Raw genomic sequence first — 25,970 nt, 5'->3', positions numbered from 1 at the left:
AGAAACTCCCGGCATCGCTGACCCCAGCGATGCCGGGCACGCCTAACCGGCTGATGAGGTACCACACAAGATGTTTAGTTTTATTGCCCGCCGATTGGGATTATTGATCCCCACGTTCTTCGGCATCACCTTGCTGACTTTCGCGTTGATTCGCATGATCCCTGGCGACCCCGTGGAAGTGATGATGGGCGAACGTCGGGTCGACCCCGAAATGCATGCTCAGGCAATGGAACGCCTAGGTCTGAACAAACCGCTGTATGCCCAATACCTGGATTACATTGGCAAACTGGCCCACGGCGATCTCGGCGAATCCCTGCGTACCCGTGAAAGCGTCTGGACCGAGTTCAGCTCTCTATTCCCCGCGACCCTGGAACTGGCCTCGGCCGCCATGTTGTTCGCCGGCATCCTGGGCCTTCTGGCCGGGGTGATCGCGGCACTCAAGCGAGGGTCCCTGTTCGACCATGGGGTAATGGGTGTCTCCCTGGCGGGATACTCGATGCCGATCTTCTGGTGGGGCCTGATCCTGATCATGTTCTTCTCGGTGAGCCTGGGCTGGACCCCGGTATCCGGGCGGATCGACCTGCTCTATGACATCGAGCCACGCACCGGCTTCATGCTCATCGATACGTTGCTGGCCGATGACGTCGGAGCGTTCTTCGATGCCCTGCATCACCTGATCCTGCCAGCCATCGTGCTCGGCACCATCCCGCTGGCGGTGATTGCGCGGATGACCCGTTCGTCGATGCTCGAGGTGCTGCGTGAAGACTACATCCGCACCGCCCGCGCCAAAGGCCTGTCGCCATCGCGCGTGGTGTTCGTGCACGGTCTGCGTAACGCACTGATTCCGGTACTGACGGTGGTCGGCCTGCAGGTCGGCACGCTGCTGGCCGGCGCGGTCCTGACCGAAACCATTTTCTCCTGGCCCGGCATCGGCAAATGGCTGATCGAAGCCATTGGCGCACGGGACTATCCCGTGGTGCAGAACGGCATCCTGTTAATCGCCTGCCTGGTGATTCTGGTCAACTTCGTAGTGGACATCCTCTACGGCTTTGCCAACCCACGCATCCGTCATCAGCGCTGAGATCAAGACCATGACCACTCTCACTACACCGGTAGCAGTCGATCAAAGCCTGCTGTATCCGTCGCCCTACAAAGAATTCTGGCAGGCCTTTTCCAGGAACAAAGGGGCCGTCGCCGGCCTGATGTTCATGCTGCTGGTGATTTTCTGCGCGATCTTCGCCCCATGGGTCGCACCGCATAACCCGAGCGAACAGTACCGCGACTTCCTGCTGACCCCGCCCTCCTGGCTGGAAAACGGGCATATCCAGTTCCTGCTGGGTACCGATGAACTCGGTCGTGACCTGCTGTCGCGTTTGATTCACGGCTCGCGCCTGTCCCTGCTGATCGGTTTGTCATCGGTGGTGATGTCGCTGATTCCAGGCATCCTGATGGGACTGTTCGCAGGGTTCTTCCCGCGCGTGCTCGGCCCGACCATCATGCGTCTGATGGACATCATGCTGGCCCTGCCGTCCCTGCTGCTGGCGGTGGCGATTGTCGCCATCCTCGGCCCTGGCCTGATCAACACCATTATTGCCATCGCCGTGGTTTCGTTGCCGTCCTATGTTCGTCTGACCCGCGCCGCGGTGATGGGCGAATTGAACCGCGACTACGTGACCGCCGCGCGCCTGGCCGGTGCCGGTCTGCCTCGCCTGATGTTCGTCACCGTGCTGCCCAACTGCATGGCGCCGCTGATTGTTCAGGCCACCTTGAGTTTCTCCTCGGCGATTCTCGATGCCGCGGCACTGGGCTTCCTCGGCCTTGGCGTACAACCGCCAACCCCTGAGTGGGGCACCATGCTGGCTTCGGCTCGCGACTACATCGAACGCGCCTGGTGGGTGGTGAGCTTGCCTGGTTTGACCATTTTGCTCAGCGTGCTGGCAATCAACTTGATGGGCGACGGCCTGCGCGATGCGCTGGACCCGAAACTCAAGAACGCCGCCTGAGGAGATTCAAATGTCACTGTTAGAAATCAAGAATCTCAATGTTCGCTTCGGCGACGCCAACGCCGTTCCGGTGGTCGATGGTCTCGACATTTCCGTGGAAAAGGGCGAAGTGCTGGCCATCGTTGGCGAATCGGGTTCCGGCAAGTCCGTGACCATGATGGCGCTGATGGGCCTGATCGAGCATCCGGGGATCGTCACCGCCGACGCCCTGAATTTCGACGGCAAGAACATGCTCGCGCTCAGCAACCGTCAGCGTCGGCAAATCGTCGGCAAAGACTTGGCCATGGTCTTCCAGGACCCGATGACCGCGCTGAACCCGAGCTACACCGTGGGCTTCCAGATCGAAGAAGTGCTGCGCCTGCATCTGAAAATGTCCAGGAGGGACGCTCGCAAGCGCGCCATCGAACTGCTGGAAAAAGTGGAAATCCCCGGTGCCGCCAGCCGCATGGATGCCTACCCGCACCAACTCTCCGGCGGCATGAGCCAGCGCGTGGCAATTGCCATGGCGATTGCCGGCGAACCGAAACTGCTGATCGCCGACGAACCGACCACCGCGCTCGACGTAACGATTCAGGCGCAGATCATGGACCTGCTGCTGGCCCTGCAAAAAGAACAGAACATGGGCCTGGTGCTGATCACTCACGACCTCGCGGTCGTGGCCGAAACCGCCCAGCGCGTGTGCGTGATGTACGCCGGCCAAGCGGTTGAAGTCGGTCAGGTGCCACAACTGTTCGACATTCCGGCGCACCCGTACAGCGAAGCGCTGCTCAAGGCCATTCCAGAACACAGCCTGGGTGCTGCGCGCCTGTCGACGCTGCCGGGCATCGTTCCCGGTCGCTACGACCGCCCGCAAGGTTGCCTGCTGTCGCCACGCTGCCCGTACGTGCAGGACAACTGCCGCACGCAACGTCCGGCCCTTGATCAGAAAAGCAACAGCCTCGCCCGCTGCTTCTACCCGTTGAACCAGGAGGTGGCGTAATGGCCGTCGTACTTACCGCCCGCAACCTGACCCGTCACTACGAAGTGTCCCGCGGCCTGTTCAAGGGTCATGCGACCGTGCGTGCCCTCAACGGTGTGTCGTTCGAACTGGAAGCCGGCAAGACCCTAGCCGTCGTGGGTGAGTCCGGTTGCGGCAAATCCACCCTGGCCCGCGCCCTGACATTGATCGAAGAGCCATCCTCCGGCTCGTTGAAAATCGCCGGGCAGGAAGTCGCCGGCGCCGACAAGGCTCAGCGCAAGCAACTGCGCAAAGATGTGCAGATGGTGTTCCAGAGCCCGTACGCGTCGTTGAATCCACGGCAGAAAGTCGGTGATCAACTGGCCGAGCCGCTGCTGATCAACACCAACCTCAGCGCCTCGGAACGTCGCGAGAAAGTCCAGGCAATGATGAAGCAGGTGGGCTTGCGTCCCGAGCACTACCAGCGCTACCCGCACATGTTCTCCGGCGGTCAGCGCCAGCGGATCGCCCTGGCCCGCGCGATGATGTTGCAACCGAAAGTGCTGGTGGCGGACGAACCGACCTCGGCGCTGGACGTATCGATCCAGGCGCAAGTGCTCAACCTGTTCATGGATTTGCAGCAGGAATTCAACACCGCCTACGTGTTCATCTCCCATAACCTGGCGGTGGTGCGTCACGTCGCCGACCACGTGATGGTGATGTACCTCGGCCGCCCGGTAGAAATGGGCCCGAAAGAGGACATCTACACCCGTCCCCTGCACCCGTATACCCAGGCGCTGTTGTCGGCGACGCCGACCATTCACCCGGATCCGGACAAGCCGAAAATCAAGATCGTTGGCGAACTGCCAAACCCGCTGAACCCGCCGTCCGGCTGCGCCTTCCACAAGCGCTGCCCGTACGCGACCGAGCGCTGTGCCATTGAAGAGCCGCTCCTGCGCCTGCTCGACACCCGCCAGGTGGCTTGCCACTACGCCGAGCAGTTCCTCGACGGCGTGGCCTAAAAATGTGGGAGCGGGCCTGCTCGCGATAGCGCTGTGTCAGTCGACATGAATGCAGACTGTCATGACGCCTTCCCGAGCAGGCTCGCTCCCACGGAGATACTTGACCTGTTCACCAACCCCTTCCGCCGGATTGCGCATCAGTCCGGCAGGAGGGGTTTTCTTTTGTCTGCACTTTTCATTTGGCTATCGCCGTCGAAGTCCGTCTTGTTGTCGAATCGTCATCATCGTCGATGCCGCCACCCGGTAGTAGCGCGATTGCCCCCACTCCCGACAAGCGAGTCGCTTGATAAACAAGTGGTATGGAAAATATCGCCAGAGCCGCGCTTGCGAACCAGACGCTATGCCCACCGAAATGACCATAGAGCAGGCCTCCAAGTGCAGGCGAAAGCAGCACACTCGCACTCCAGAACATGGAAAAGAGGCCGAAGTAGTGACCACTTTTTCCTGTTTGCGCATGCTGCATAACCAGTACGCTCAAGGTCGGCATGAAAAGAATTTCGCCAAGCGTCCAGATCGTAGTCGACAGGCAGACATAAAATATCCCGGAACCCAAAGGCAACATTCCGAGTCCGCAAGCGAGCAATACGCTGCCTGCCATCAGTTGTCGGCGCGCCCCCCACTGCTCACTCCAATGAGATAACGGAATTTGCAGTAGCACTACCAGCACCGCATTGAGTGCAAATTGCCATCCGATGGCTTCAGTACCCAATTGATAGTAATCGAGTAAAAAGTTGCCCAGCATGCTGTAGACCGGTTCAAAGGCAAGCCCAAGTACCACAGAAGCGGCCAACAACCAGAAAAAAGGCCTGTCCCGATAAGCGATATATGAGTCCGAACTTATATCAGAGGCTTCATCCTGCATTAGAACATCACGATGAAATGTAGCCCGGACAAACCAGACCAGGGCCAACAGCATCATGGTTGCACTGACAAAAAACACCCAACGAAAATCTGTTTGCGCCAAGACTCCGCCCGCCACCCCCGCTACCGCCATACCCAGGTTGCTGGCGACACGACTCAACGACTGCGCACGAACGCGCTGCGCAACTTGGCAATACTCCATAATCAAACGCTGATGCAGCGTACGAATCGCACCATCGAATGCACCGCTGACCAACAGCAATCCAGCCAGCACAGACACATCGGTGACTAGACCTAACAGAACCAATATCCATACCGAGACAAAAAACAACAACGCGGTGAGCCGCGCCGTGGGAAAATGATCGCTCAGTAATCCACCCCCCATCGACCCAATCAGCAATCCGGCCCCATAACCGGACAACAACCAGCCCACGGTCTCAATCGTAAGCCCAAGTTCCTGACGCAGATACAACGCCATGAACAGTTTGGCCATGGCGCTCAGCCGGCTGATGAAGATCAACGCAGCAAGCATCCAGGCCATTGGACAGAAATAGCCATCTAGCCTAATCAAGTGAATGAGTCGACTAGTCATGCCATTGGTCCAAGTTATGGCTCACCTGGCTGTGAATGCCTTTTGAAGCGAAAGGAATGTCCGAACGGATCTCATGATCTGCATCGAAAAAATACTGTGCTTGTAGCCGTCCTTCAGCATCCAGTCCAATCAGGGGGTTATTGATCAGGAATTGTCTGGTTGAAGCACAAAGCGCAGGCACTCGAATCAATATCCGCCATTGGCCGAAGGCGTTATCTGGAACAACAGCCCGAGCCCCGAAGCGCTTCTTGTATTGGAAAGTTCCTTTACTCAAAAACGGCTCACAGCCTTGGAAGTCGACACAATCAATAAATGATTGTTTGGACGCCCACTCCAGAATCGCGTGATAAACAAAATTCTGCGCTCCATTTTCCCGATAAATTGCGGCGCCACCGTCCACCCCAATCAATCGTGCATTCAGGGTACGCGTTGACTTATCCATCTGCGAAACACTCCCTGCCACCCATTCATCATTCAGATGGACGCGGAACAACATTCCTCGCTTGAACAATTCCAGATAGGCCGCTTTCTCTTGCACACTCCGTGCAAATGGCCCATAGCGAGCGCTCATTGTCGGGACATGCATGGAGCGGTAAAAGGAGAAGAAATGTTCATCCTCAAGTGACACATCGAAATAGAAACCTTGTTCTACCAATTGAGCATGGCGCTTGTTTTCTCGATTAGAGAATTGCTCCAACACAGCCTTCCAACCGGCAGAAACATCGACTTTTTGGTGAATTCTGCTGAGTCCGACAATATCGCTCGACCGCTGGCATTGTTGGACAACATCCGTTGACGCCATTAATAAAATCATGTCGGCTTGATTCTGGTTGATAAAACCCTCAAGTTGCGCCCATTCAAAAGTACCTTCTTTATCTACGGATGAATGTTCGAAAAAACATTGACCCACAAAAGGCGCGACATAGAGGAGCCCTTCTGCCATCCCGACATAAACAAGACGTGCCGGCATCCCAGCTCTGGAATGCCCTTTGTAAATGCGAAAATGGCAAAAGGCTTCTCGACTCATTCGAAGATCAGCGTTCATGACTCACAATGACTGCAAAGGATCTGCATCATTTCTTCAGCACCGCTAATTAATGACAGTCCATCAGAGGGCATGACTTCATAGTCCCCCCGGCAATAGGAGCCCGATGCATGAATGGTGCAACCGTCCATTCCCACCAGTAGCTGTCGGTCAATCGCATTCAAGCAACCTGTCATCGCCATCACCAATGACCACTCTTTCAGATCCCTTGGGTCTGCAGGCAATCTGACAGGTGTATCAGCTAGCAGCTGAGAACATTCACTATAGCGTTGCATGCACTCATAGAGAGAAACGACAATTCCCGACCCTCCATTGGCTTTGACCAAACCGGTCATTTCTACGGCAGTAGGCGGAAGGTGCGTATAAAAAGTAGGTTCAAGAATTTCGTTGGGGCTCCAAGTCGCGGCAGGAAAATGTGGGGACTCCAACTGGACCCATAAACCGCTGGATGCCTTTGTGTAGCTTGGCGTAGAAGCACCCTCGAAATTACCGTCGAGTAAATGCTGAACCATGTCACTGGTTGCCAGATGCTGAACCAACAGAAATGAAGGTGTGGCCACCTGTTTCTTGTACCGCTTCAGTACTTCAATACCTGAGCAATATCCTAGAAGACCATATGCACTCGACACTGCATGCACATGGACGGTCTTGCGATCAGTGTCCCAGGCATCACCATACTCGAAGTCAAAAAACGCCCGAGCTTGATCAGAGAATCGGTAATTTTCAAGCCGAAGGGAATGCCACAACTTCAACTGACCCGCTGTATTGCGGTTGAAGAGCTCCTTGAACTGCTGTCCAACAACCTTCACTGCCTCCGGCGATGCAGTATCTAGAACGAATACCGGATTCAATGCACGCAACCGAACATCATCGTAAAGTTCGGTTCTACGAATTTTTCCGATCGTCTGCGCAGGTGTCAGCGTAACAATGCGCAATTGCTCCGGATGAACCAGCTTGGCTTTCAATGCACGTAGAACCGCATCACGTAGCGCAATGGCTTTGTTACCGGACGAAGGAGAAAACAACAGAATGCTGTCGCCGGTTTCCTGAATATGGCGAACGGCACGTGCAACGATCAGCGTCGAGGCCAATGTCTTTGTCGTTTGAGTATTTGTATTTTGCCTCAAATCGAATAATCGCAGCGGTATCCCACGGTAACAGCCCATCTCAAAAAACTGCGCAGTAGCGACAGAGAGAAAGGCTTGCATGCGAGTATCCAGCGCAGGCAGCTTCATAGCTGGTTCAAATGCATCGCCGCAGTGGCCGACTTCAAAATCGGCGGCACTGCTGATGATCAGATCGTAGTAGCGCTCAATAACAGAAATGGGAGTTTGAGCCCCCAGTGTTACCTGCGTGGCTGTACCGGCTTTCATCGTATCCATTTGTCCTTCGCTCCCGTAGTGAGGTCGCTAAGTGCGATGTCCTCTGAAAACTAGACCTCCACGATTTCATTGTCGCGGGTAAAAGTCCGGGTAACGAAAAAGCAGAGGTAAGCTACGAGATCAGGAAAAAAGAACTACAGAAAAACCTTACCCAGCCTCGACTCGGGACGTTCTCAAAAAGCAAGAAAACCCCAGTGTGCGCAGCGAGCTTGGCTTTGGCAGCTTCGCGTAAAGCGCGAATTTCTCACGGTTGGTGAATTACCCCAAGTCACCGAAGAGCCGGCCCTGCGCCTGCTCGACACCCGCCAGGTGGCTTGCCACTACGCCGAGCAGTTCCTCGACGGCGTGGCCTAAAAATGTGGGAGCGGGCCTGCTCGCGATAGCGCTGTGTCAGTCGACATGAATGCAGACTGTCATGACGCCTTCCCGAGCAGGCTCGCTCCCACGGAGATACTTGACCTGTTCACCAACCCCTTCCGCCGGATTGCGCATCAGTCCGGCAGGAGGGGTTTTCTTTTGCCTGTCATTCAGGCTCAAGTGTCGTCTTCGTTGCTGTCTGGGTCGTCGGTCGAGTCGTCATCGTCCGAGCTGCCCGATTCCGATGCGGCGAGCATCATCTCACTATGCACGCCTTGTCCGTTCCAGGCCTGCTCACCATGGTTCGTGCACTCCGCCCACGCCGCCGATGTGCCAAGAGACAGCATCACCAAAACCTTCAGCAGCAACACAATGCGTTGAAATATGCTCATAGCCGATTCCATCCTTTTCTGGGTGAAGCATGGGTGCCGGAATGGCGCTCAATGAATCTAGTTCCGATCAGCGCGATTCTCCAGATAGGACGCTACCGGGTAGCAGAAAATGCCATTGCCGGGGAGATTGGTTTGAAATAAGCGTTATGCCGAACCGCTATTACTGGGGGAGCGGGCTTGCTCGCGAAAGCACCATTCCATTCAATATTGATGTCGACTGACCCGACGCATTCGCGAGCAAGCCCGCTCCCACAATTGAACCGAGGCAGGCAAAAAAAAACCCCGCAGCTTTCGCGACGGGGCTTTTGATTTTGCAACTCAGCGCTTAGTGATGCTCACGGGTCGCACGGAATTGCACGTCCGGCCAGCGCTCTTCCATCAGAGCCAGGTTGACCCGTGTCGGAGCCAGGTAGGTCAGGTGACCGCCGCCGTCGACCGCGAGGTTTTCCACAGCCTTGACCCGGAACTCCTCGAACTTCTTCTTATCGTCGCAATCGATCCAGCGTGCGGAATAAACAGTGATCGGCTCGTAAGAGCACTCGACCTTGTATTCCTCTTTCAAACGGCTGGCGACCACATCGAACTGCAGCACGCCGACGGCGCCGAGAATGATGTCGTTGCTGCGCTCGGGGAAGAACACTTGGGTGGCGCCTTCTTCGGCCAGTTGCTGCAAGCCCTGACGCAGTTGCTTGGATTTCAGCGGGTCACGCAGGCGCACGCGGCGGAACAGTTCCGGGGCGAAGTGCGGGATGCCGGTGAAACCCAGGGTTTCGCCTTCGGTGAAGGTGTCGCCGATCTGGATGGTGCCGTGGTTGTGCAGGCCGATGATGTCACCGGCGAACGCTTCTTCCAGTTGCTCACGCTCGGAGGAGAAGAAGGTCAGCGCGTCGCCGATCCGCACGTCCTTGCCGGTGCGCACATGGCGCATCTTCATGCCTTTTTCGTATTTGCCGGAGCAAATGCGCATGAAGGCGATGCGGTCGCGGTGCTTGGGGTCCATGTTCGCCTGAATCTTGAACACGAAACCTGAGAACTTCTCTTCCACCGGTTCCACGGTACGCTCGTTGGCGACACGGGCCAGCGGTTGCGGTGCCCAATCGACCACGGCGTCGAGCACGTGATCGACACCGAAGTTGCCCAACGCAGTACCGAAGAATACCGGCGTCAGTTGGCCGTCGAGGAATTCCTGTTGATTGAACTCGTGGCAGGCGCCCTGCACCAGTTCCAGCTGTTCGACGAAGCGATCGTACTCGTCGCCCAAGTGCGCGCGGGCTTCGTCGGAGTCGAGCTTCTCGATGATTTTCACGTCGGTCCGCTCATGGCCGTGGCCGGCGGTGTAGACAATGATGTAGTCGTCGGCGAGGTGATAAACACCTTTGAAATCGCGGTAGCAACCGATCGGCCAGGTAATCGGCGCGGCTTTGATCTTCAGGACCGCTTCGATTTCATCGAGCAGTTCGATCGGGTCGCGGATGTCACGGTCGAGTTTGTTGATGAAGCTGACGATCGGCGTGTCACGCAGCCGGCAGACGTCCATCAGGGCGATGGTCCGTGGCTCTACACCCTTACCGCCATCGAGCACCATCAAGGCCGAGTCCACCGCAGTCAGGGTGCGGTAGGTGTCTTCGGAGAAGTCTTCGTGGCCCGGGGTGTCGAGCAGGTTGATCATGTGGTCGCGATACGGGAACTGCATGACCGACGTGGTAATGGAAATACCCCGTTGTTTTTCCATTTCCATCCAGTCGGAGGTGGCATGACGGTCGGACTTGCGAGATTTCACCGTGCCGGCAACCGCAATCGCCTTGCCCATCAACAAGAGCTTCTCGGTGATGGTGGTCTTACCGGCATCGGGGTGGGAAATAATGGCGAAAGTGCGGCGTTTCGCGACTTCGGCGGCCTGTTTGGTCATGGGAAATCGCCTGGCGGTGATTCAAAAAAGGGCCGCGATTATAGCCCAACTTCATCGAATAACCGAACCGTTGAGCACATTAGAGGTGGCCAAATGCTGCTTCAGATGGGAACCTTTCAGGGCGTGGAGGCGTCCACTCCCCTGTTACGACCATCGTCAGGGTTTGAAAAATCAGCAAGTTAGCCTGACGAGGCTGCGCTTATGGCTCGATCTCATGCGGTTTCATCGGCATGAAGAGCTGCTTCTCGCGAACGTTGATAATCCCGGCAGCCAGGAATGGCATTGCCACTCGGGACTGCGTTTGCCGACAAAGAAAAAAGGAGTCCGCCTGTGGCTATTCGCTATGGCAAAGGGCTGATAGGAGGTGCGGTTGTCGTCGCCCTCCTGGCCCTGCTGGTCCACTGGATTGGCATCAACACGATCGAACAGTACCGCGACGATTTGTTGTTTTACCTGCAAGCTCATCTGATTCTCGTCCTCGTTTCCATGCTGGCCGCCCTTGTAGTGGGCATACCCGCCGGTATCTTCCTCAGCCGCCCGACCATGGTTGGCCGCGCCGAACGCTTCATGCAGATCTTCAACATCGGCAACACCGTGCCGCCACTTGCCGTACTGGCCATCGCCCTGGGCATCCTCGGCATTGGTAGCGGCCCGGCAATCTTCGCTTTGTTCCTGGCCTCGCTGCTGCCGATCGTGCGCAATACCTATGAAGGGCTGAAAAACGTCCAGGGTTCGCTCAAGGAAGCCGCTGTCGGCATCGGCATGACTCCGACTCAGGTGCTGTGGCGGGTCGAACTGCCGAACGCCGTGCCGATCATCATCGGTGGCGTGCGTGTGGCGCTGGCGATCAACGTCGGGACTGCGCCGCTGGCGTTCCTGATTGGCGCCAACAGCCTGGGCAGCCTGATTTTCCCCGGCATCGCCCTGAACAATCAGCCGCAATTGCTGCTCGGCGCGGCTTGCACCGCCCTGCTGGCCTTGCTGCTCGACGGACTGGTGACACTCGCCAGCCGCCTCTGGCTCGAACGCGGCCTGCGCCCGTCTTAAGCCTCGGCAAAGGAATCAACATGAAAAAAGTAAGCTTAATACTAGGCTGCGTTCTGCTGTTCGCAGGATTTGCCCAAGCCGCTGAAAAACCCGTGATCCGCATCGGCGCCCGGGTGTTCACCGAACAAACCCTGCTGGCGGAAATCACTTCCCAATACCTGCGCGCCAAGGGTTACGACACCCAGGTGACCGGCGGCCTGGGCAGTAACCTGGCCCGCAGCGCCCACGAAAGTGGTCAGCTGGATTTGATGTGGGAATACACCGGCGTCTCGCTGGTGGCCTACAACCACATCACGGACAAGCTCGACAGCGCCCAGTCCTACGCCAAGGTGAAAGAACTCGACGCGAAAAAAGGCCTGGTCTGGCTCACGCCCTCGAAGTTCAGCAACACCTACGCCCTGGCCCTGCCGGAAAAAACCGCAAAGGCTTATCCGCAGATCAACACCATCAGCGAGCTGAACACGGTGCTGCAGGCTGAAGCGAAGACCAACCACCTGGTGGCGCTCGACACCGAGTTCGCCAACCGTTCCGACGGACTGGACGGCATGGTCGACCTCTACGACATGAACCTGACCCGCAACAACATCCGCCAAATGGATGCCGGGCTGGTTTACACGGCCCTGCGCAACGGCCAGGTATTTGCCGGTCTGGTCTACACCACCGACGGACGCTTGAACGCCTTCAAGCTGAAACTGCTGGAAGACGACAAGCATTACTTCCCGGACTACACCGCTGCACCGGTGGTACGTCAGGTTTACCTCGACGCCCATCCAAAACTCGCCGAAGAACTCAAGCCACTGGCCGAACTGTTCGACGACGCCACCATGCGCCAACTCAACGCGCGGGTCGATGTCGATCACGAAAGCCCTTCATCCGTTGCCGCCGATTTCCTGCGCCAACATCCACTGCTGTCTGTTCAATAAGGCAGAGGAGAAAAAGACATGGAATTTCTCAACGCCTTTTCCCATCTCGATTGGCCGCTAGTGCTGCACCTGACCTGGCAACACATCACCCTGGTGGGCATCGCCGTGACACTGGCGATTGTGGTCGGCGTGCCGCTGGGCATCCTGATGACCCGGTTCCCGACGCTGGCCGGCCCGTTGCAGGCCAGCGCCACGGTGCTGCTGACCGTGCCGTCGATTGCGCTGTTCGGCCTGCTGCTGCCGTTCTACTCGAAATTCGGCCAGGGCCTGGGTCCGATGCCGGCGATCACCGCGGTGTTTCTGTATTCGCTGCTGCCGATCATGCGTAACACCTACCTGGCGCTGACCGGCGTCGAACCGGGCATTCGCGAGGCCGCGCGTGGTATCGGCATGACCTTCGGCCAGCGCCTGCGCATGGTCGAACTGCCGATTGCCGTGCCGGTGATCCTCGCCGGTGTCCGCACCGCCGTGGTGATGAACATCGGCGTGATGACCATCGCCGCGACCATCGGCGCCGGTGGCCTCGGTGTACTCATTCTCGCTTCCATCAGCCGCAGCGACATGTCGATGCTGATCGTCGGCGCCGTACTGGTCAGCCTTCTGGCCATCTTCGCCGACCTGCTTCTGCAATGGCTGCAACGCACGCTGACCCCAAAAGGACTCTTGAAATGATCGAACTTCAAAACCTCAGCAAGACCTTCCAAAGCAACGGCAAAGATGTGAAAGCCGTGGACTCGGTAAGCCTGACCGTCAATGAAGGCGAAATCTGCGTGTTCCTGGGGCCATCGGGCTGCGGCAAAAGCACCACGCTGAAGATGATCAATCGCCTGATCAAGCCGACCTCCGGCAAGATCCTGATCAACGGCGAAGACACCACCGACCTCGACGCCGTGACCCTGCGCCGTAACATCGGTTATGTGATCCAGCAGATCGGCCTGTTCCCGAACATGACCATCGAGGAAAACATCACCATCGTTCCGCGCCTGCTCGGCTGGGACAAACAGAAATGCCACGACCGCGCCCGCGAATTGATGAGCATGATCAAGCTTGAGCCCAAGCAGTATCTGACTCGCTACCCCCGTGAGTTGTCCGGCGGCCAACAACAGCGGATCGGCGTGATTCGCGCACTGGCCGCGGATGCACCGCTGTTGTTGATGGACGAACCGTTCGGCGCGGTCGACCCGATCAACCGCGAAATGATCCAGAACGAGTTCTTCGAGATGCAACGGGCGCTGAACAAGACCGTGATCATGGTCAGCCACGACATCGACGAAGCCATCAAGCTCGGCGACAAGATCGCGATCTTCCGCGCCGGCAAGCTGTTGCAGATCGACCACCCCGATACCCTGCTGGCCCACCCGGCGGACGACTTTGTCAGCAACTTCGTCGGTCAGGACAGCACCCTCAAGCGGCTGTTGCTGGTGAAAGCCGAAGACGCGGCGGACAACGCGCCGTCGGTCAGCCCCGAAACCCCGGTGGCCGAGGCCCTGGAGCTGATGGACGAACTGGACCGGCGCTACGTGGTGGTGACCTGTGCCGAGAACAAGGCGCTGGGCTACGTGCGCCGTCGCGACCTGCACCGCCAGACAGGCACCTGCGCGCAATACCTGCGCGAATTCAATGCCACCGCGGCGTATGACGAGCATTTGCGCATCCTGTTGTCGCGCATGTACGAGTTCAACCGCTCGTGGCTGCCGGTGATGGATGCCGAGCGGGTGTTTCTGGGGGAAGTGACCCAGGAATCGATTGCCGAGTACCTGAGTTCCGGTAAGTCCCGTGGGGGCAAGACCAGCATTGTTTCGCCGGCCGAGACTGCTGTCGCCTGATCTGACGCCTTCGCGGGCAAGCCTCGCTCCTTGGCTCTCCGCCGTACCTGTGGGAGCGAGGCCAAGTTGTTCAATCAGGAGGAGATCGCCTGATCGGCGGCAATGAACTGGAAGATCACATCAGCAGTAGTCGTTTGCGGAAGCGTTATACGGATCATCGGGATCCAGATGCCGGTTTGCGTCTTGAAGTCTCGCTGGTCGTATTGCGCCCCCGCCTTGCCGGCATCGTTGATATAGAAAACCGCCTCGACCGGGAGGGTTTTACCAATATTCTGGCCCCATTTGGCCAAGCGGAATTCGTTCTGCGTATTGAAAGCAAAGGTTCCGCCCATCCCCTGCGCTTTAATCGCTTCATTGAAGGCAGTGGTTGCTCCCTGATTCAAACTATCGCGAACGTTAAACCCGCACAGATATCCATACTTGTTCGGGTGGCTATTGTAATGAGCAATGTATTGAGCCGCGCTGTTAATACCTTGAGACTGACACTCCCGCCCCGAGGGAACACCAGATACCTGTCCACAACCTTGTTGATCCCGACTGTTAGTTGCCCCATCCACCGGAAAGAAACAGAGTATTTCCGGATCAATCTTATCGGCAGGAGCAAAAAACACCGGATAAAAAATAAAGCCATTATTGTAGCCAAACACCAGTTTGTTGAACTTGGCGTCCGCCCGCAGATAGGAAAACGAAACCCCGGTAGCTGCGGGATTCGGGTTCCAGAAATGAAATTGGGTGGAATGTTGAGTGGCCCGTAACAGCACGCCCGAACACAGGAAGGCCGGTGCAGAAGGGTTATTGCGGCACATACTCGCCTTATTGTGGTAACGTTCCGTGAGGTATTGCGCGGTCACCGGGCCGGACGCCGCGCCCAATGTACCGACTGCGGAAGATTCGATAACTTGCTCATCGGAACCCTGCACCTTGACCGGCGCAACTTCTTGAGTCGCACAGCCAGCCAGCACCAATGCCATCAGCCAGACAACTATCCCGTTCATCTTCATGCACTCCCTGCGACGAATATTCAAGGTAGAAACAAACACACAGCACCACAGCGACAACTCAGTCCATTTTGATGACTTAGCCGAAAGAGCCCGCAGACAAAATAAAGTGTTGTTACCTTAATAAGGTCGCAGCCATCCCACACCTGCTAAAAATAACAGTAATGATGCCTTGGCCATACTTGTTCGAGATTAAAACCCACCACGTTATAACCACTCGTCGATCACTGTACCCGACGAAAAATGAAGGATCAGGGGGAACATCAACCTGTCATGTGGGTCGGTTACATCAGGGACAGAGCGGGACCGCACGACGGATGCGTGCAAAAATGCGACATTTTTTGTTGATCTCAAGCCCCTCACGCCCTAAAGTTCGCGCCGAACGTCCATGCTGGAAACGATCCATCCGGCTCAAGTACTGACGACGAGACAGCAAGGCCAAGGGAAAGCACCGCCTCCCATGGCCTTTTTGCTTTCGGCGACATGCCTTGGGAAGTAGGCGAACCAAAGTGGGGATACGGAGGACGTTCATTTGCGCCCATTTATTTTTTTGTTTGCCCTGTAGGAGCCCCAAGCATGTCGATCAATGTCGAAGACTATTTCGCGCGTGAAACCTTTCAGAAAATGAAGGCCTTCGCCGACAAACAAGAAACCCCGTTCGTGGTGATCGACACCGCGATGATCGCCCAGGCGTATGACGACCTGCGTGCCGGTTTCGAATTCGCCAAGGTCTACTACGCGGTCAAGGCCAACCCGGCCGTGGAAATCATCGACCTGCTCAAAGAGAAAGGCTCGAGCTTCGACATCGCCTCGATCTACGAGTTGGACAAAGTGCTGAGCCGTGGCGTCAGCGCCGACCAGATCAGCTACGGCAACACCATCAAGAAATCCAAAGACATTCGCTACTTCTACGACAAGGGCGTGCGTCTGTACGCCACTGACTCCGAAGCCGACCTGCGCAACATCGCCAAGGCAGCTCCGGGCTCGAAAGTCTACGTGCGTATCCTGACTGAAGGCTCGACCACTGCCGACTGGCCTTTGTCGCGCAAATTCGGCTGCCAGACCGACATGGCCATGGATCTGCTGATCCTCGCTCGCGACCTGGGCCTGGTGCCATACGGCATCTCGTTCCACGTCGGTTCGCAGCAGCGCGACATCAGCGTCTGGGACGCGGCAATCGCCAAGGTCAAAGTGATCTTCGAACGCCTGAAAGAAGAAGACGGCATCAACCTGAAACTGATCAACATGGGTGGCGGCTTCCCGGCCAACTACATCACCCGCACCAACAGCCTGGAAACCTACGCTGAAGAAATCATCCGCTTCCTCAAGGAAGACTTCGGCGACGACCTGCCGGAAATCATCCTGGAGCCGGGCCGTTCGCTGATCGCCAACGCCGGTATTCTGGTCAGCGAAGTGGTACTGGTGGCGCGTAAATCCCGTACCGCTGTAGAGCGATGGGTGTACACGGATGTGGGCAAGTTCTCTGGCCTGATCGAAACCATGGACGAAGCCATCAAGTTCCCGATCTGGACCGAGAAGAAAGGCGAGATGGAAGAAGTGGTCATCGCCGGTCCAACGTGCGACAGCGCCGACATCATGTATGAAAACTACAAGTATGGTTTGCCGCTGAACCTGGCCATTGGTGATCGTTTGTACTGGTTGTCGACCGGTGCGTATACCACCAGTTACAGCGCTGTTGAATTCAATGGCTTTCCGCCGCTGAAATCGTTTTACGTTTAACAAGCAATAGCCCACCGAGAAAACCCGTGAACTTCACGGGTTTTTTTATTTTCGCTTACAGTTAAAACAACTCAACTACCAACTCCATATATCGTTACACACCCATCGACCACTCAAGCCCAAAGTAAAGTTATGCTGTGCACTCACCAACTTGAAATGGATTTCAAAAATGCAACTTAATCAAGTACCACTCTATACCACCGACCCCATTAGCAAAGGCTTCTCCTTTAGCGCACCACCCCCCATTGTTACCAAAGGAGACATCCAACGAATCAAAGAATACATTACTGCCGCCAAGTCACTTCCAGTGAGTATCGACGATGTTAAGATCCTGTTAAAAAGCGAACACACTGGCATCGCGGGACTGGAGCCTTATGACATTGCAAACACCTGTGCCAAAATCGTCACTAATGCCAATAGCTGGAACGACATCGAGCTGTCGATGAAAAGAGTCGCCGGCAGCCTCCAGACATTTTCTGAAGACCTGCGGTATTTCGGAGACGACATTATCGCCGCCATTGAAACAATGCCCGGCTACCAAAATTACATTGGCACAATTGAAGGCCTGACTGACGAAGAGATCGCCAAACTTCCCGAGTTGAAAATTGGGCAAGATGAGAAAAACAGGTTTCCGTCCATCAAGGACTCTATCCAGTTCATTGCCAGTTCCATCGAACAAAAGAAAACCAGCAGCACTGACATCCAGCTTCGCCTGAAACACTTCAAAACCGAGCTGACGAATGTGGTCGCGGTGTTGATTGGAGAAAAGCTCAAGCTGGCCGGCGACCACGAATTGAATGCCGAGATCACCCGACTCAATGCTGCAATTGATGAAGCCCAACGCTTGGTCGATGAAAAAACCAGGGAGTACGAACCCAATTTCTTTGAATCCTTCATGTCGTTCATCGACCCGCTGGGCTACAAACTTCTGCAGATCAAAGCCATGCTGCAGGACGCCCATGTAGCGCCATTGATCCGACGTCGTGATGAACTCACCGAGCAAGTTCGCAAGAAAAGCATTCTGACAGGTACCTTGTTGACCCTCCACACCCGTTTGTACAGCGTCGACTCCTACATCATCGGAGCGGCGGAAAGTACTGCACATCTGGAAACCTTGTGGATCACGATTTCCGAATACATCGACTCGTCAAAAAACAAAATTGACGGCATTCACGTATTCCTCACACTCAGGTCCTTTGTTTCGAGCCTGAAAGTAGTGCTCAGCAACTGGAAGAACATTGAATCCAACGCCAAAGCATTAATCAAAGCATTCGACTGATACCAAAGCCAATCTAACCCACTATAAATAAGGATATTTATGAGCACGCCATCGTATACCGCACCTGACATGTCGATTATTCGCGACAGCCGAGAAACCATTCGCTATCAGGCCATTATCGGCTCCGCTGACCTGTATATCGAAGCCCTGCGCAATGAGCTGATCAAGCTTAATGCTCAAATCACAGAGACAGATCTGGTCGCGTCCAAGACATTGACTTCAGCCATCATCAGCCTGGAAACCACGGCACTCAACGAGACGCTGGAAGCGCTGATCGCTCTGTCAGCCGGCGAAGAGAATGCACAAACCAAAAACGCCATTGAGTCCTATACCAAAATAGCCACACAATTGATCTCGATGTGCACTAACAAACTGGATGAAGCTCAGACAGAACTCAGCGACGCTATCTACAGTGTCCGGTATTCCTCCATCAGCAATAATCGATTCAAGATTGCCGAACTGGAGCAAGCTCGCAAGACATTGGCCATTGAACTGGACAAAGAAAAGCCACCCGTGGATAAGCTGCTCGAAGATGAAAAGGTCTTGAACGAAGCGATCAGCCTGTTTGAAAGCCTCAGCTTCATTGATCGCCTGAAACCTCTGCTGGAGCAACTGACAGGGATGATTGGCAATCAACCTGAAACGCCTCAATCCGCCGTGTTGAAGGCAGGCATTGTGGTCGCGAACAAGTTTCTTGATGAGGCAAACGAACTGATCAAATATCAGGACCTGATCAAAGCTCGAACCACGCTGCGGGTTCGCCTTAATGATCGACAAGCTCGCCTGGACTCTCTCGTCACCCAAATGAGCGACATCGACAAGAAAGTCAAACAGCTGAACGACACGAAAAAGGTGATCGAACCGCGCGATTCGTATGCGGATGAAACGAGCAACATTGTCGAAGCCGTGTCGCTGTTTCTCGAAACCATCACCGAGGGTGCTGGAAACGACACCGTCAAAAAGGGTCAAAAACTGATCGCCCAGGCCAAGCCTTTCAAGCTCTACCTGGAAAACCTTAAGGGCCAGTGGCTGCGCGGCTAACCCAATGGTTGAGCGAGTTCGGACGCACGCTGGCGATACTTCCCAGACATCGCTCGAATCCTGGGGTGGGGAGCGTTATTCAGCGCCTCCCCACTCACCCGCAAAAAGTTCTGGTTACCTGCGGCCAAAGCCCGGCGTAGCCAGGACATCGCTTCGTCAACGTGCCCCTCATCTGCCAGCAGCGTCGCATAACTGAACTGCCCCCGAAAATCCCCACCTTCGGCAGATCGCCTATACCAAAGCCGTGCCGCCAATGGATCAGCAGGGCAATCCCGTCCTTCTTCCAGATATCGCCCAAACAGGTTCATCGACTTCGCGTGGCCCAATTCGGCTGCCTGTCGATACAGACTCAGTGCTTGCACCTGGTCCTCAACCACCCCGCGCCCGGTGGCCAGCAGATTGGCGTAGTTGTACATCGCCCAATCCAGCCCGGCTTCAGCGGCGACTCGATAATGCCCCGCGGCGATCGTCGTATCGGCGGCGCAACCCCAGCCATGTTCATGGCAACGGCCGAGCATGTTGCGCGCCATCAAGTGTCCCCGCTGCGCGGCGATACCGAACCAGCGCAGCGCCAGCGGTTGGTCCTGCGCAATGCCTTGCCCGTCCAGCAGGATTTGCCCGAGCAAGGCCTGAGCATCGAGCACACCTTCACGGGCAGCGATCAGGATCGCCTGCGCCGCACGAGCGGGGCTTTCCACCAGCATGGCCTTGAGCGAATCACCGTCGAGGACTTCCTCGCGGCGCAGTTGATAACTCATACCTCGACCCAACGACGCAACAAGTTGTGATAGGTGCCCGTCAGGCGGATCAGCGAAGGGTGATCAGGCATGTCCTGGGTCAACTGCTGAATAGCCCCGTCCATCTCGAACAGCAAGGCGCGCTGGCTATCTTCACGCACCAGGCTTTGGGTCCAGAAAAACGACGCGTAGCGGGTTCCCCGCGTGACGGCGTTGACCTTGTGCAGGCTGGTGCCGGGATACAGAACCATGTCACCGGCGGGCAACTTCACGCGCTGAGTGCCGAAGGTGTCCTGGATTTCCAGTTCGCCACCGTCGTAGTCCTGCGGCTCACTGAAGAACAGCGTCGCCGACAGGTCGGTGCGCACCCGCTCAATGCTGCCCTTGGGCTGGCGCACGGCGTTGTCGATGTGAAAGTCGAAACTGCCACCGGCCGTGTAACAGTTCAGTAACGGAGGGAATACCTTGTGCGGTAATGCCGCGGACATGAACTGCGGGGTCTTCCACAACCGTTCGAGCATCGCCGCACCGATTTCCTTGGCCAACGGATGCCCTTCCGGCAGTTGCAGATTGTGCTTGGCCTTCGCCGACTGGTAACCGGCGGTGATTTTGCCATCGGCCCAATCCGCCTGGACCAGGGCCTCGCGGATGCGCTGCACTTCTTCTTTCGCGAACACGCCGGGAATGTGCAGCAACATGGGAAGACACCTGAAAGCAAAGGAATGCTAATGGTATTGATTCTTATTGCCAATGTAAAACCCAAGAGACGAATGAAATCGCACAAACCGTAAAGGCAAATTGAAAAGAATGTAAATTCATCTCAAATAGTAATTACTCGCAATTGATACAAATACGTATTTACCCTATATTCCGCGGCCTCAAATCCTTGGGGAGGGGAATTCACATGTCACACCAACAACCACAATCAACGATCAGTTCACCGCGTTTGCTCGCTTCTGCAATTGGCGTGGCAATCACTGCCGGCTCTGCGGGTCACATGGTTTTCGCGGCCGAGAAGACCGACGAAAAAGCACCCGGCAATGCGATATCCCTGGACGCGACCAGCGTTGTAGGCGAGCAGGATGACACCTCCTACAAAACCGATACCTCGGCCTCCAGGAAGTACACCGCGCCACTGCGCGAGACGCCGAAAAGCGTCACCGTGATCCCGCAACAAGTGATTCGCGACACCGGCGCCACCAGCCTGGTCGACGCCCTGCGCACCACCCCGGGCATCACCTTCGGTGCTGGCGAGGGCGGCAACCCGGCCGGTGATCGTCCGATCATTCGTGGTTTCAACGCCGAAAGCGACGTGTTCATCGACGGCATGCGTGACGTGGCGTCCCAGAGCCGCGAGATCTTCAACGTTGAATCGATCGAGGTCAGTAAAGGCCCGGGGTCAGCCTTCACCGGCGCCGGTTCCACCGGTGGCAGCCTGAACCTGGTGAGCAAGACCGCCAAACTGGGCAACGCCTACAACGGCGGCTTTACCTGGGGTTCGGACCAGACCAAGCGCACCACCCTCGATCTGAACCAGCAGATGACCGACACCTCGGCGTTCCGGCTGAACCTGATGAAGCACGAAGCCAACGTCGCCGGGCGTGATGCCGTGGACGTCAGTCGCTGGGGCGTGGCACCGTCCTTCGCCTTCGGCCTGGGCACCGACACCCGCTTGACCGTCGGCTACTACCACGTCGAAACCGATGACATGCCCGACTACGGCATCCCGCTGACCTTGAGCCCCAACCGCAGCAAGTACAACGTCGACAAGCCGGCCAACGTCAACCGCGACAACTTCTACGGTCTCACCGGCCGCGACTATCGTCAGACCAGCAACGACAGCGGCACGATCAAGCTCGAGCACGATCTGAACGATAACCTGACCGTGTCGAACAGCTTCCGCATGTCCCGCTCGACCCTGGACTACATCGTCACCAACCCGGACGACAGCAAGGGCAACGTGGCCAACGGCAGTGCCTACCGTGGCGCGAAGAGCCGTAACTCGACGTCCAGCGGCTGGATCAACCAGACCGACCTGAGCGCCAAATTCACCACCGGCGCCATCGAGCACAGCCTGGTGAGCGGTCTGGAGTTTTCCTATCAGGATACCCACAACCGCCCGTACCTCCTGACCTCCAGCGCCAGCGGCACCCGGTGCAACCGCGCCCTGTTCAACTCCGGCGACTGCACCAGCCTGTACAACCCGACGCCTGGGGATAACTGGAACGGCACGATCACCGACAGCAAAGCCTTCACCGACACCGACACCAAGACCGCCGCGGCCTACGTGTTCGACACCCTGAAGTTCAACGAACAATGGTCCCTGAACCTGGGCCTGCGTTATGACAACTACCAGGTCGAATCCAGCGGTTTCGCCAACGCCAGCAGCACGGTTCCAGCGGGCAGCTTCTCCCGTCAGAACACCAGCGATCTGCTGAACTACCAGATCGGCGTGGTCTACAACCCGCTGCCCAACGGCAGCCTCTATGCCGCCTACTCGACGTCCAGCAACCCGGCCGGCGAAACCAGCGGCAACGGTGGCCTGGAACTGGCGGCGAACAACAGCAGTCTGGACCCGGAAAAGAACCGCAACTACGAGATCGGCACCAAGTGGGACTTCTTCGGTGATGACCTGTCGCTGACCGCCGCGCTGTTTCGCACCGAGAAAACCAACGCGCGTATCAACGATCCGGACGGCGGCACCACCCAAGTGCTGGACGGCGAACAGCAGGTCAATGGCCTGGAACTGACCTACACCGGCAAGCTGACCCGCAACTGGCGAGTCTTCGGCGGCTACACCTACATGGACAGCGAAGTGGTCAAAACCACCCTCGCCGCCGATGAAGGCAACCACATGCCAAGCACCCCACGGAACAACTTCACGTTCTGGTCGACCTACGACCTGGTGCCGGACAAGTTGACCGTCGGTGCCGGTGCGACCTTCGTCGATTCCCAGTTCGGCAACGTCGCCAACTCGGTGGAGATCCCGTCCTACTGGCGTTACGACGCGATGGCCAGCTACCGCCTGACCAAGAACGTCGACCTGCAACTCAACGTGCAGAACCTGGCCGACAAGCGTTACTTCGACCAGGTATTCCAGACGCACTACGCCCACGTGGCGGCGGGCCGCACTGCCCTGCTGAGTACCAACTTCCACTTCTGATAACAGAAGTGCGGAGGTCAAAGCCCCGTTCATCGAAGTGAACGGGGCTTTTGTGTGTAAAAAAGAATGCTTCTCGACAACTCACGGCATAATGCGCGCCGTGATGACTTTTGAACGAACAAGGCGAGCGACGTGTTGAAGAAATCCCTGTTCCAGTTGCACTGGTTTTTCGGCATCAGCGCCGGACTGGTCCTGGCCCTGATGGGCATTACCGGGGCGGCCGTATCGTTTCAGGATGAAATCCTGCGGGCGTTGAACCCCTCTGTACTGCATGTCGAGAAGCAGATCTCCGGCGTATTGCCACCGGCCGAACTGGTGGAAAAAATCGAAGGGGCTTCGGGCAAGAAAGTCTCGATGCTCTGGGTCGAAACCGACAGCGGCAACGCCGCGCGGGTGGTCTTCACGGCGCCGCCCGGCGAACGTCGCGGGCAGATGCGCTACTTCGACCCGTACACCGCCGAGTTCATGGGCGAGGTAACCGGTCAGGACTTCTTCGCCCTGATGCTGCAACTTCACCGCTTCCTCGCCATGGGCGATACCGGCCGGCAGATCACCGGCGCCTGTACGCTGATTCTGCTGTTCTTCTGCCTGTCCGGCCTGTACCTGCGCTGGCCGCGCCAGTGGAAAAACTGGCGCGCCTGGCTGACGCTGGACTGGAAGAAAAAGGGTCGCAGCTTCAACTGGGACCTGCACTCGGTGGCCGGTACCTGGTGCCTGGTGTTCTATCTTTTGGCGGCGCTGACCGGGTTGTCCTGGTCCTACGAGTGGTACAACAAGGGTCTGACCAGGCTGCTTTCCGACTCGCCGCAAAACGAGCGGGTCCGCAGTGGTCGCGGCCCCGCGCCAAGCGGCCCGGCCCCCACCGCTGACTACGCGGCGATGTGGAGCAGCATCTACAGCGCCGCCGGCCCTGGCCTTTCGTCCTACAACGTTCGGATGCCGCCAGTGGCCGGGCACCCGACCACCGTGTTCTACCTGCTGAAAGACTCGCCCCACGACCAGGCGCGGAACCAGATCATCCTCGATCCGGCGACGGGCATCGTCAGCCATCATGACCGTTACAGCGACAAGAGCCTCAAGGCGCAGTTGCTGACCAGTATCTATGCGCTGCACGTCGGCAGTTATTTCGGGATAGTCGGGCGGATTATCCTGACCATCGCCGCGCTGAGCATGCCGCTGTTTTTTGTCACGGGCTGGTTGCTGTACCTGGACCGTCGACGCAAGAAACGTCAGATCAAGGACGCCCGCAAAGACCTCGTACAACCGCAGAGTAATGCGCCCTCATGGTTGGTCGGCTTCGCCAGCCAGAGCGGGTTCGCGGAACAACTGGCCTGGCAGACTGCCGGGCAATTGCAGGCCGCCGGGTTACCGGTGAAGGTTCAACCGTTGGCGGATGTCAGCGAACAGGACCTGCGAGATTCCAGCAACGCACTGTTTGTGGTCAGCACCTTCGGTGACGGCGAAGCGCCAGACAGCGCCCGCGGTTTCGAACGCAAAGTGCTGGGGCGTACGCTGAGCCTCGAAAGCCTCAACTATGCCGTACTCGGCCTCGGCGACCGCCAGTATCAACACTTCTGCGGCTTCGCCCGCCGCCTGCACACCTGGCTCGGCGAACACGGCGGCAAGACCTTGTTCGCCCCGGTGGAAGTCGACAGCGGCGACCCTTATGCCTTGCGTCACTGGCAACAACAACTCGGCCTGTTGACGGGTCAGGCACCGCTCGACACCTGGAAAGCGCCCAGCTACGACAACTGGACCCTCACCCGTCGCGAGCTGATGAACCCCGACAGCAGTGGTGCTCCCGTGTACTTGCTCGGCCTCGCCGCTCCCAGCACCAGCAGTTGGCTGGCCGGGGATCTGGTGGAAGTGCTGCCGCGCAATGGTGCCTGGGCGATCGAACATTTCCTCGATGGCCTGGGGATTGACGGTCGCGCCACGGTTGAGCTCGATGGCCTGTCGCAATCACTGGAACAAGCCCTGGCCAGCCGCCAACTGCCCGAGAACCGCGCCCATCTGGTCGGCCTGCACGCACAAGCGCTGGCGGACGCCCTGGTGCCGCTGGCCATGCGCGAATACTCCATCGCCTCGATCGCCGCCGACGGTGTGCTGGAGTTGATCGTGCGTCAGGAATTGCACCCCGACGGCAGCCTGGGCATCGGCTCCGGCTGGTTGACCGAACACGTGCCTGTGGGCAGTCACGTCAGCCTGCGGGTACGGCGCAACAGTGGCTTCCATCTGCCGAACGAACCGGTGCCGATGATCTTGCTGGGCAACGGCACCGGGTTGGCCGGGCTGCGCAGCTTGCTCAAGGCACGGATTGCCGACGGACAGCAGCGTCATTGGTTGCTGTTCGGCGAACGTAATCGGGAACACGATTACCTGTGCCGTGCTGAGCTTGAAGAGTGGTTGATCAACGGCGATCTGACGCGTCTGGACCTGGCGTTTTCCCGCGATCAGGCCGAGAAAATCTATGTGCAGGATCGCCTGCGCGAAGCTGCCGGTGAGTTGAAGAAATGGCTCGCCGATGGCGCGGTGATTTACATCTGCGGCAGCTTGCAAGGGATGGCCTCAGGAGTGGACCAAGTGCTCAATGAAATCCTCGGCGCGGATGAAGTCGAGCGCCTGATCGAACAAGGCCGCTACCGCCGCGACGTCTACTGACACCACACATCCAATGTGGGAGCGGGCTTGCTCGCGAAGGCTGACTAACATTCAA

Annotated in this window: 21 protein-coding genes; 13 read left to right on the top strand and 8 right to left on the bottom strand. The window is 57.2% G+C overall.

What is annotated here, in order from left to right; genetic code table 11:
• The first annotated feature begins 70 nt into the window (after positions 1–70).
• The 4 genes from PSH64_RS04225 to PSH64_RS04210 are packed head-to-tail and all read left to right on the top strand — an operon-like array spanning position 71 to position 3,962.
• Entirely contained in the window at positions 71–1,081 is a 1,011-nt protein-coding gene (locus PSH64_RS04225; protein WP_018929516.1) for an ABC transporter permease subunit, read from the top strand.
• 10 nt (positions 1,082–1,091) lie between these two features.
• Entirely contained in the window at positions 1,092–2,003 is a 912-nt protein-coding gene (locus PSH64_RS04220) for an ABC transporter permease subunit (protein WP_105340042.1), read from the top strand.
• Between the two features lie 10 nt (positions 2,004–2,013).
• Positions 2,014–2,982 carry an ABC transporter ATP-binding protein gene (locus PSH64_RS04215; RefSeq protein WP_305480056.1) on the top strand — a complete coding sequence of 323 codons (969 nt, stop codon included), beginning with the start codon at positions 2,014–2,016 and terminating at the stop codon, positions 2,980–2,982.
• On the top strand, positions 2,982–3,962 hold the full coding sequence (locus tag PSH64_RS04210) for a peptide ABC transporter ATP-binding protein (protein ID WP_305480055.1): 981 nt from the start codon (positions 2,982–2,984) through the stop codon (positions 3,960–3,962). Before PSH64_RS04215 ends, PSH64_RS04210 begins: the two co-directional genes overlap by 1 nt.
• A 175-nt stretch (positions 3,963–4,137) precedes the next feature.
• Here PSH64_RS04210 and PSH64_RS04205 read toward each other — a convergent pair whose 3' ends face one another.
• The 5 genes from PSH64_RS04205 to PSH64_RS04185 all read right to left on the bottom strand — a co-directional run bounded on the left by PSH64_RS04205 (position 4,138) and on the right by PSH64_RS04185 (position 10,500).
• Positions 4,138–5,415, bottom strand: a complete 1,278-nt coding sequence (locus PSH64_RS04205) for an MFS transporter (protein WP_305480054.1) — start codon at positions 5,413–5,415, stop codon at positions 4,138–4,140.
• A complete protein-coding gene (locus PSH64_RS04200) occupies positions 5,408–6,385 on the bottom strand; it encodes a hypothetical protein (protein WP_305480053.1) in 978 nt (325 codons plus the stop codon). Before PSH64_RS04200 ends, PSH64_RS04205 begins: the two co-directional genes overlap by 8 nt.
• A gap of 71 nt (positions 6,386–6,456) precedes the next feature.
• On the bottom strand, positions 6,457–7,842 hold the full coding sequence (locus PSH64_RS04195; RefSeq protein WP_305480052.1) for a DUF6002 family protein: 1,386 nt from the start codon (positions 7,840–7,842) through the stop codon (positions 6,457–6,459).
• 533 nt (positions 7,843–8,375) lie between these two features.
• On the bottom strand, positions 8,376–8,591 hold the full coding sequence (locus PSH64_RS04190) for a hypothetical protein (protein ID WP_105340036.1): 216 nt from the start codon (positions 8,589–8,591) through the stop codon (positions 8,376–8,378).
• A gap of 325 nt (positions 8,592–8,916) precedes the next feature.
• Complete coding sequence (locus PSH64_RS04185; RefSeq protein ID WP_305480050.1) at positions 8,917–10,500, bottom strand: peptide chain release factor 3; 1,584 nt, start codon at positions 10,498–10,500, stop codon at positions 8,917–8,919.
• 330 nt (positions 10,501–10,830) lie between these two features.
• Between PSH64_RS04185 and PSH64_RS04180 the strand changes: the two genes are divergently transcribed.
• From PSH64_RS04180 to PSH64_RS04165, 4 genes are read left to right on the top strand one after another with little or no spacing between them, the layout of a single operon-like run.
• Positions 10,831–11,547: an ABC transporter permease gene (locus tag PSH64_RS04180; RefSeq protein ID WP_007900385.1), complete on the top strand. Its 717-nt coding sequence runs from the start codon at positions 10,831–10,833 to the stop codon at positions 11,545–11,547.
• Positions 11,548–11,567: 20 nt separating this feature from the next.
• On the top strand, positions 11,568–12,470 hold the full coding sequence (locus tag PSH64_RS04175) for a glycine betaine ABC transporter substrate-binding protein (RefSeq protein WP_105340034.1): 903 nt from the start codon (positions 11,568–11,570) through the stop codon (positions 12,468–12,470).
• Positions 12,471–12,488: 18 nt separating this feature from the next.
• Positions 12,489–13,142, top strand: a complete 654-nt coding sequence (locus tag PSH64_RS04170; protein WP_123435280.1) for an ABC transporter permease — start codon at positions 12,489–12,491, stop codon at positions 13,140–13,142.
• Positions 13,139–14,296: a betaine/proline/choline family ABC transporter ATP-binding protein gene (locus tag PSH64_RS04165; RefSeq protein ID WP_095631248.1), complete on the top strand. Its 1,158-nt coding sequence runs from the start codon at positions 13,139–13,141 to the stop codon at positions 14,294–14,296. The genes PSH64_RS04170 and PSH64_RS04165 overlap by 4 nt, the downstream gene beginning before the upstream one ends.
• Positions 14,297–14,370: 74 nt before the next feature.
• On the opposite strand, the gene PSH64_RS04160 is transcribed toward PSH64_RS04165, so the two are convergent.
• On the bottom strand, positions 14,371–15,291 hold the full coding sequence (locus tag PSH64_RS04160) for a hypothetical protein (protein WP_305480049.1): 921 nt from the start codon (positions 15,289–15,291) through the stop codon (positions 14,371–14,373).
• 579 nt (positions 15,292–15,870) lie between these two features.
• Here PSH64_RS04160 and PSH64_RS04155 point away from each other — a divergent pair.
• The 3 genes from PSH64_RS04155 (at position 15,871) to PSH64_RS04145 (ending at position 19,354) form a co-directional block, all read left to right on the top strand.
• Complete coding sequence (locus tag PSH64_RS04155) at positions 15,871–17,034, top strand: type III PLP-dependent enzyme (RefSeq protein WP_105340031.1); 1,164 nt, start codon at positions 15,871–15,873, stop codon at positions 17,032–17,034.
• Between the two features lie 169 nt (positions 17,035–17,203).
• Complete coding sequence (locus PSH64_RS04150) at positions 17,204–18,313, top strand: alpha-xenorhabdolysin family binary toxin subunit A (RefSeq protein ID WP_305480048.1); 1,110 nt, start codon at positions 17,204–17,206, stop codon at positions 18,311–18,313.
• Between the two features lie 39 nt (positions 18,314–18,352).
• A complete protein-coding gene (locus PSH64_RS04145; RefSeq protein WP_305480047.1) occupies positions 18,353–19,354 on the top strand; it encodes an alpha-xenorhabdolysin family binary toxin subunit B in 1,002 nt (333 codons plus the stop codon).
• Here PSH64_RS04145 and PSH64_RS04140 read toward each other — a convergent pair.
• Positions 19,351–20,112, bottom strand: a complete 762-nt coding sequence (locus PSH64_RS04140; RefSeq protein WP_305480046.1) for a tetratricopeptide repeat protein — start codon at positions 20,110–20,112, stop codon at positions 19,351–19,353. The genes PSH64_RS04145 and PSH64_RS04140 overlap by 4 nt on opposite strands.
• On the bottom strand, positions 20,109–20,789 hold the full coding sequence (locus PSH64_RS04135) for a Fe2+-dependent dioxygenase (RefSeq protein ID WP_105340027.1): 681 nt from the start codon (positions 20,787–20,789) through the stop codon (positions 20,109–20,111). The genes PSH64_RS04140 and PSH64_RS04135 overlap by 4 nt, the downstream gene beginning before the upstream one ends.
• A 206-nt stretch (positions 20,790–20,995) precedes the next feature.
• On the opposite strand from PSH64_RS04135, the gene PSH64_RS04130 reads away from it, so the two are divergent.
• Positions 20,996–23,254 carry a TonB-dependent siderophore receptor gene (locus PSH64_RS04130; RefSeq protein ID WP_305480045.1) on the top strand — a complete coding sequence of 753 codons (2,259 nt, stop codon included), beginning with the start codon at positions 20,996–20,998 and terminating at the stop codon, positions 23,252–23,254.
• A gap of 132 nt (positions 23,255–23,386) precedes the next feature.
• The gene (locus PSH64_RS04125) at positions 23,387–25,915 is read left to right on the top strand and encodes a sulfite reductase flavoprotein subunit alpha (protein WP_305480044.1); all 2,529 of its coding nucleotides are present in this window, start codon (positions 23,387–23,389) and stop codon (positions 25,913–25,915) included.
• The last annotated feature ends 55 nt before the right edge of the window (positions 25,916–25,970 follow it).

Source organism: Pseudomonas sp. FP1742, assembly GCF_030687145.1.
In the GTDB taxonomy this organism is placed as follows: domain Bacteria; phylum Pseudomonadota; class Gammaproteobacteria; order Pseudomonadales; family Pseudomonadaceae; genus Aquipseudomonas; species Aquipseudomonas frederiksbergensis_D.
This window is presented reverse-complemented; position numbering and strand designations above follow the sequence as displayed.

Excerpts from the sequence above, each read along its gene's own strand:
- PSH64_RS04225 (WP_018929516.1), top strand. The coding sequence starts at position 71 with ATGTTTAGTTTTATTGCCCGCCGATTGGGATTATTGATCCCCACGTTC.
- PSH64_RS04220 (WP_105340042.1), top strand. The coding sequence starts at position 1,092 with ATGACCACTCTCACTACACCGGTAGCAGTCGATCAAAGCCTGCTGTAT.
- PSH64_RS04215 (WP_305480056.1), top strand. The coding sequence starts at position 2,014 with ATGTCACTGTTAGAAATCAAGAATCTCAATGTTCGCTTCGGCGACGCC.
- PSH64_RS04210 (WP_305480055.1), top strand. The coding sequence starts at position 2,982 with ATGGCCGTCGTACTTACCGCCCGCAACCTGACCCGTCACTACGAAGTG.
- PSH64_RS04205 (WP_305480054.1), bottom strand. The coding sequence starts at position 5,415 with ATGACTAGTCGACTCATTCACTTGATTAGGCTAGATGGCTATTTCTGT.
- PSH64_RS04200 (WP_305480053.1), bottom strand. The coding sequence starts at position 6,385 with ATGCCGGCACGTCTTGTTTATGTCGGGATGGCAGAAGGGCTCCTCTAT.
- PSH64_RS04195 (WP_305480052.1), bottom strand. The coding sequence starts at position 7,842 with ATGGATACGATGAAAGCCGGTACAGCCACGCAGGTAACACTGGGGGCT.
- PSH64_RS04190 (WP_105340036.1), bottom strand. The coding sequence starts at position 8,591 with ATGAGCATATTTCAACGCATTGTGTTGCTGCTGAAGGTTTTGGTGATG.
- PSH64_RS04185 (WP_305480050.1), bottom strand. The coding sequence starts at position 10,500 with ATGACCAAACAGGCCGCCGAAGTCGCGAAACGCCGCACTTTCGCCATT.
- PSH64_RS04175 (WP_105340034.1), top strand. The coding sequence starts at position 11,568 with ATGAAAAAAGTAAGCTTAATACTAGGCTGCGTTCTGCTGTTCGCAGGA.
- PSH64_RS04170 (WP_123435280.1), top strand. The coding sequence starts at position 12,489 with ATGGAATTTCTCAACGCCTTTTCCCATCTCGATTGGCCGCTAGTGCTG.
- PSH64_RS04165 (WP_095631248.1), top strand. The coding sequence starts at position 13,139 with ATGATCGAACTTCAAAACCTCAGCAAGACCTTCCAAAGCAACGGCAAA.
- PSH64_RS04160 (WP_305480049.1), bottom strand. The coding sequence starts at position 15,291 with ATGAACGGGATAGTTGTCTGGCTGATGGCATTGGTGCTGGCTGGCTGT.
- PSH64_RS04155 (WP_105340031.1), top strand. The coding sequence starts at position 15,871 with ATGTCGATCAATGTCGAAGACTATTTCGCGCGTGAAACCTTTCAGAAA.
- PSH64_RS04150 (WP_305480048.1), top strand. The coding sequence starts at position 17,204 with ATGCAACTTAATCAAGTACCACTCTATACCACCGACCCCATTAGCAAA.
- PSH64_RS04145 (WP_305480047.1), top strand. The coding sequence starts at position 18,353 with ATGAGCACGCCATCGTATACCGCACCTGACATGTCGATTATTCGCGAC.
- PSH64_RS04140 (WP_305480046.1), bottom strand. The coding sequence starts at position 20,112 with ATGAGTTATCAACTGCGCCGCGAGGAAGTCCTCGACGGTGATTCGCTC.
- PSH64_RS04135 (WP_105340027.1), bottom strand. The coding sequence starts at position 20,789 with ATGTTGCTGCACATTCCCGGCGTGTTCGCGAAAGAAGAAGTGCAGCGC.
- PSH64_RS04130 (WP_305480045.1), top strand. The coding sequence starts at position 20,996 with ATGTCACACCAACAACCACAATCAACGATCAGTTCACCGCGTTTGCTC.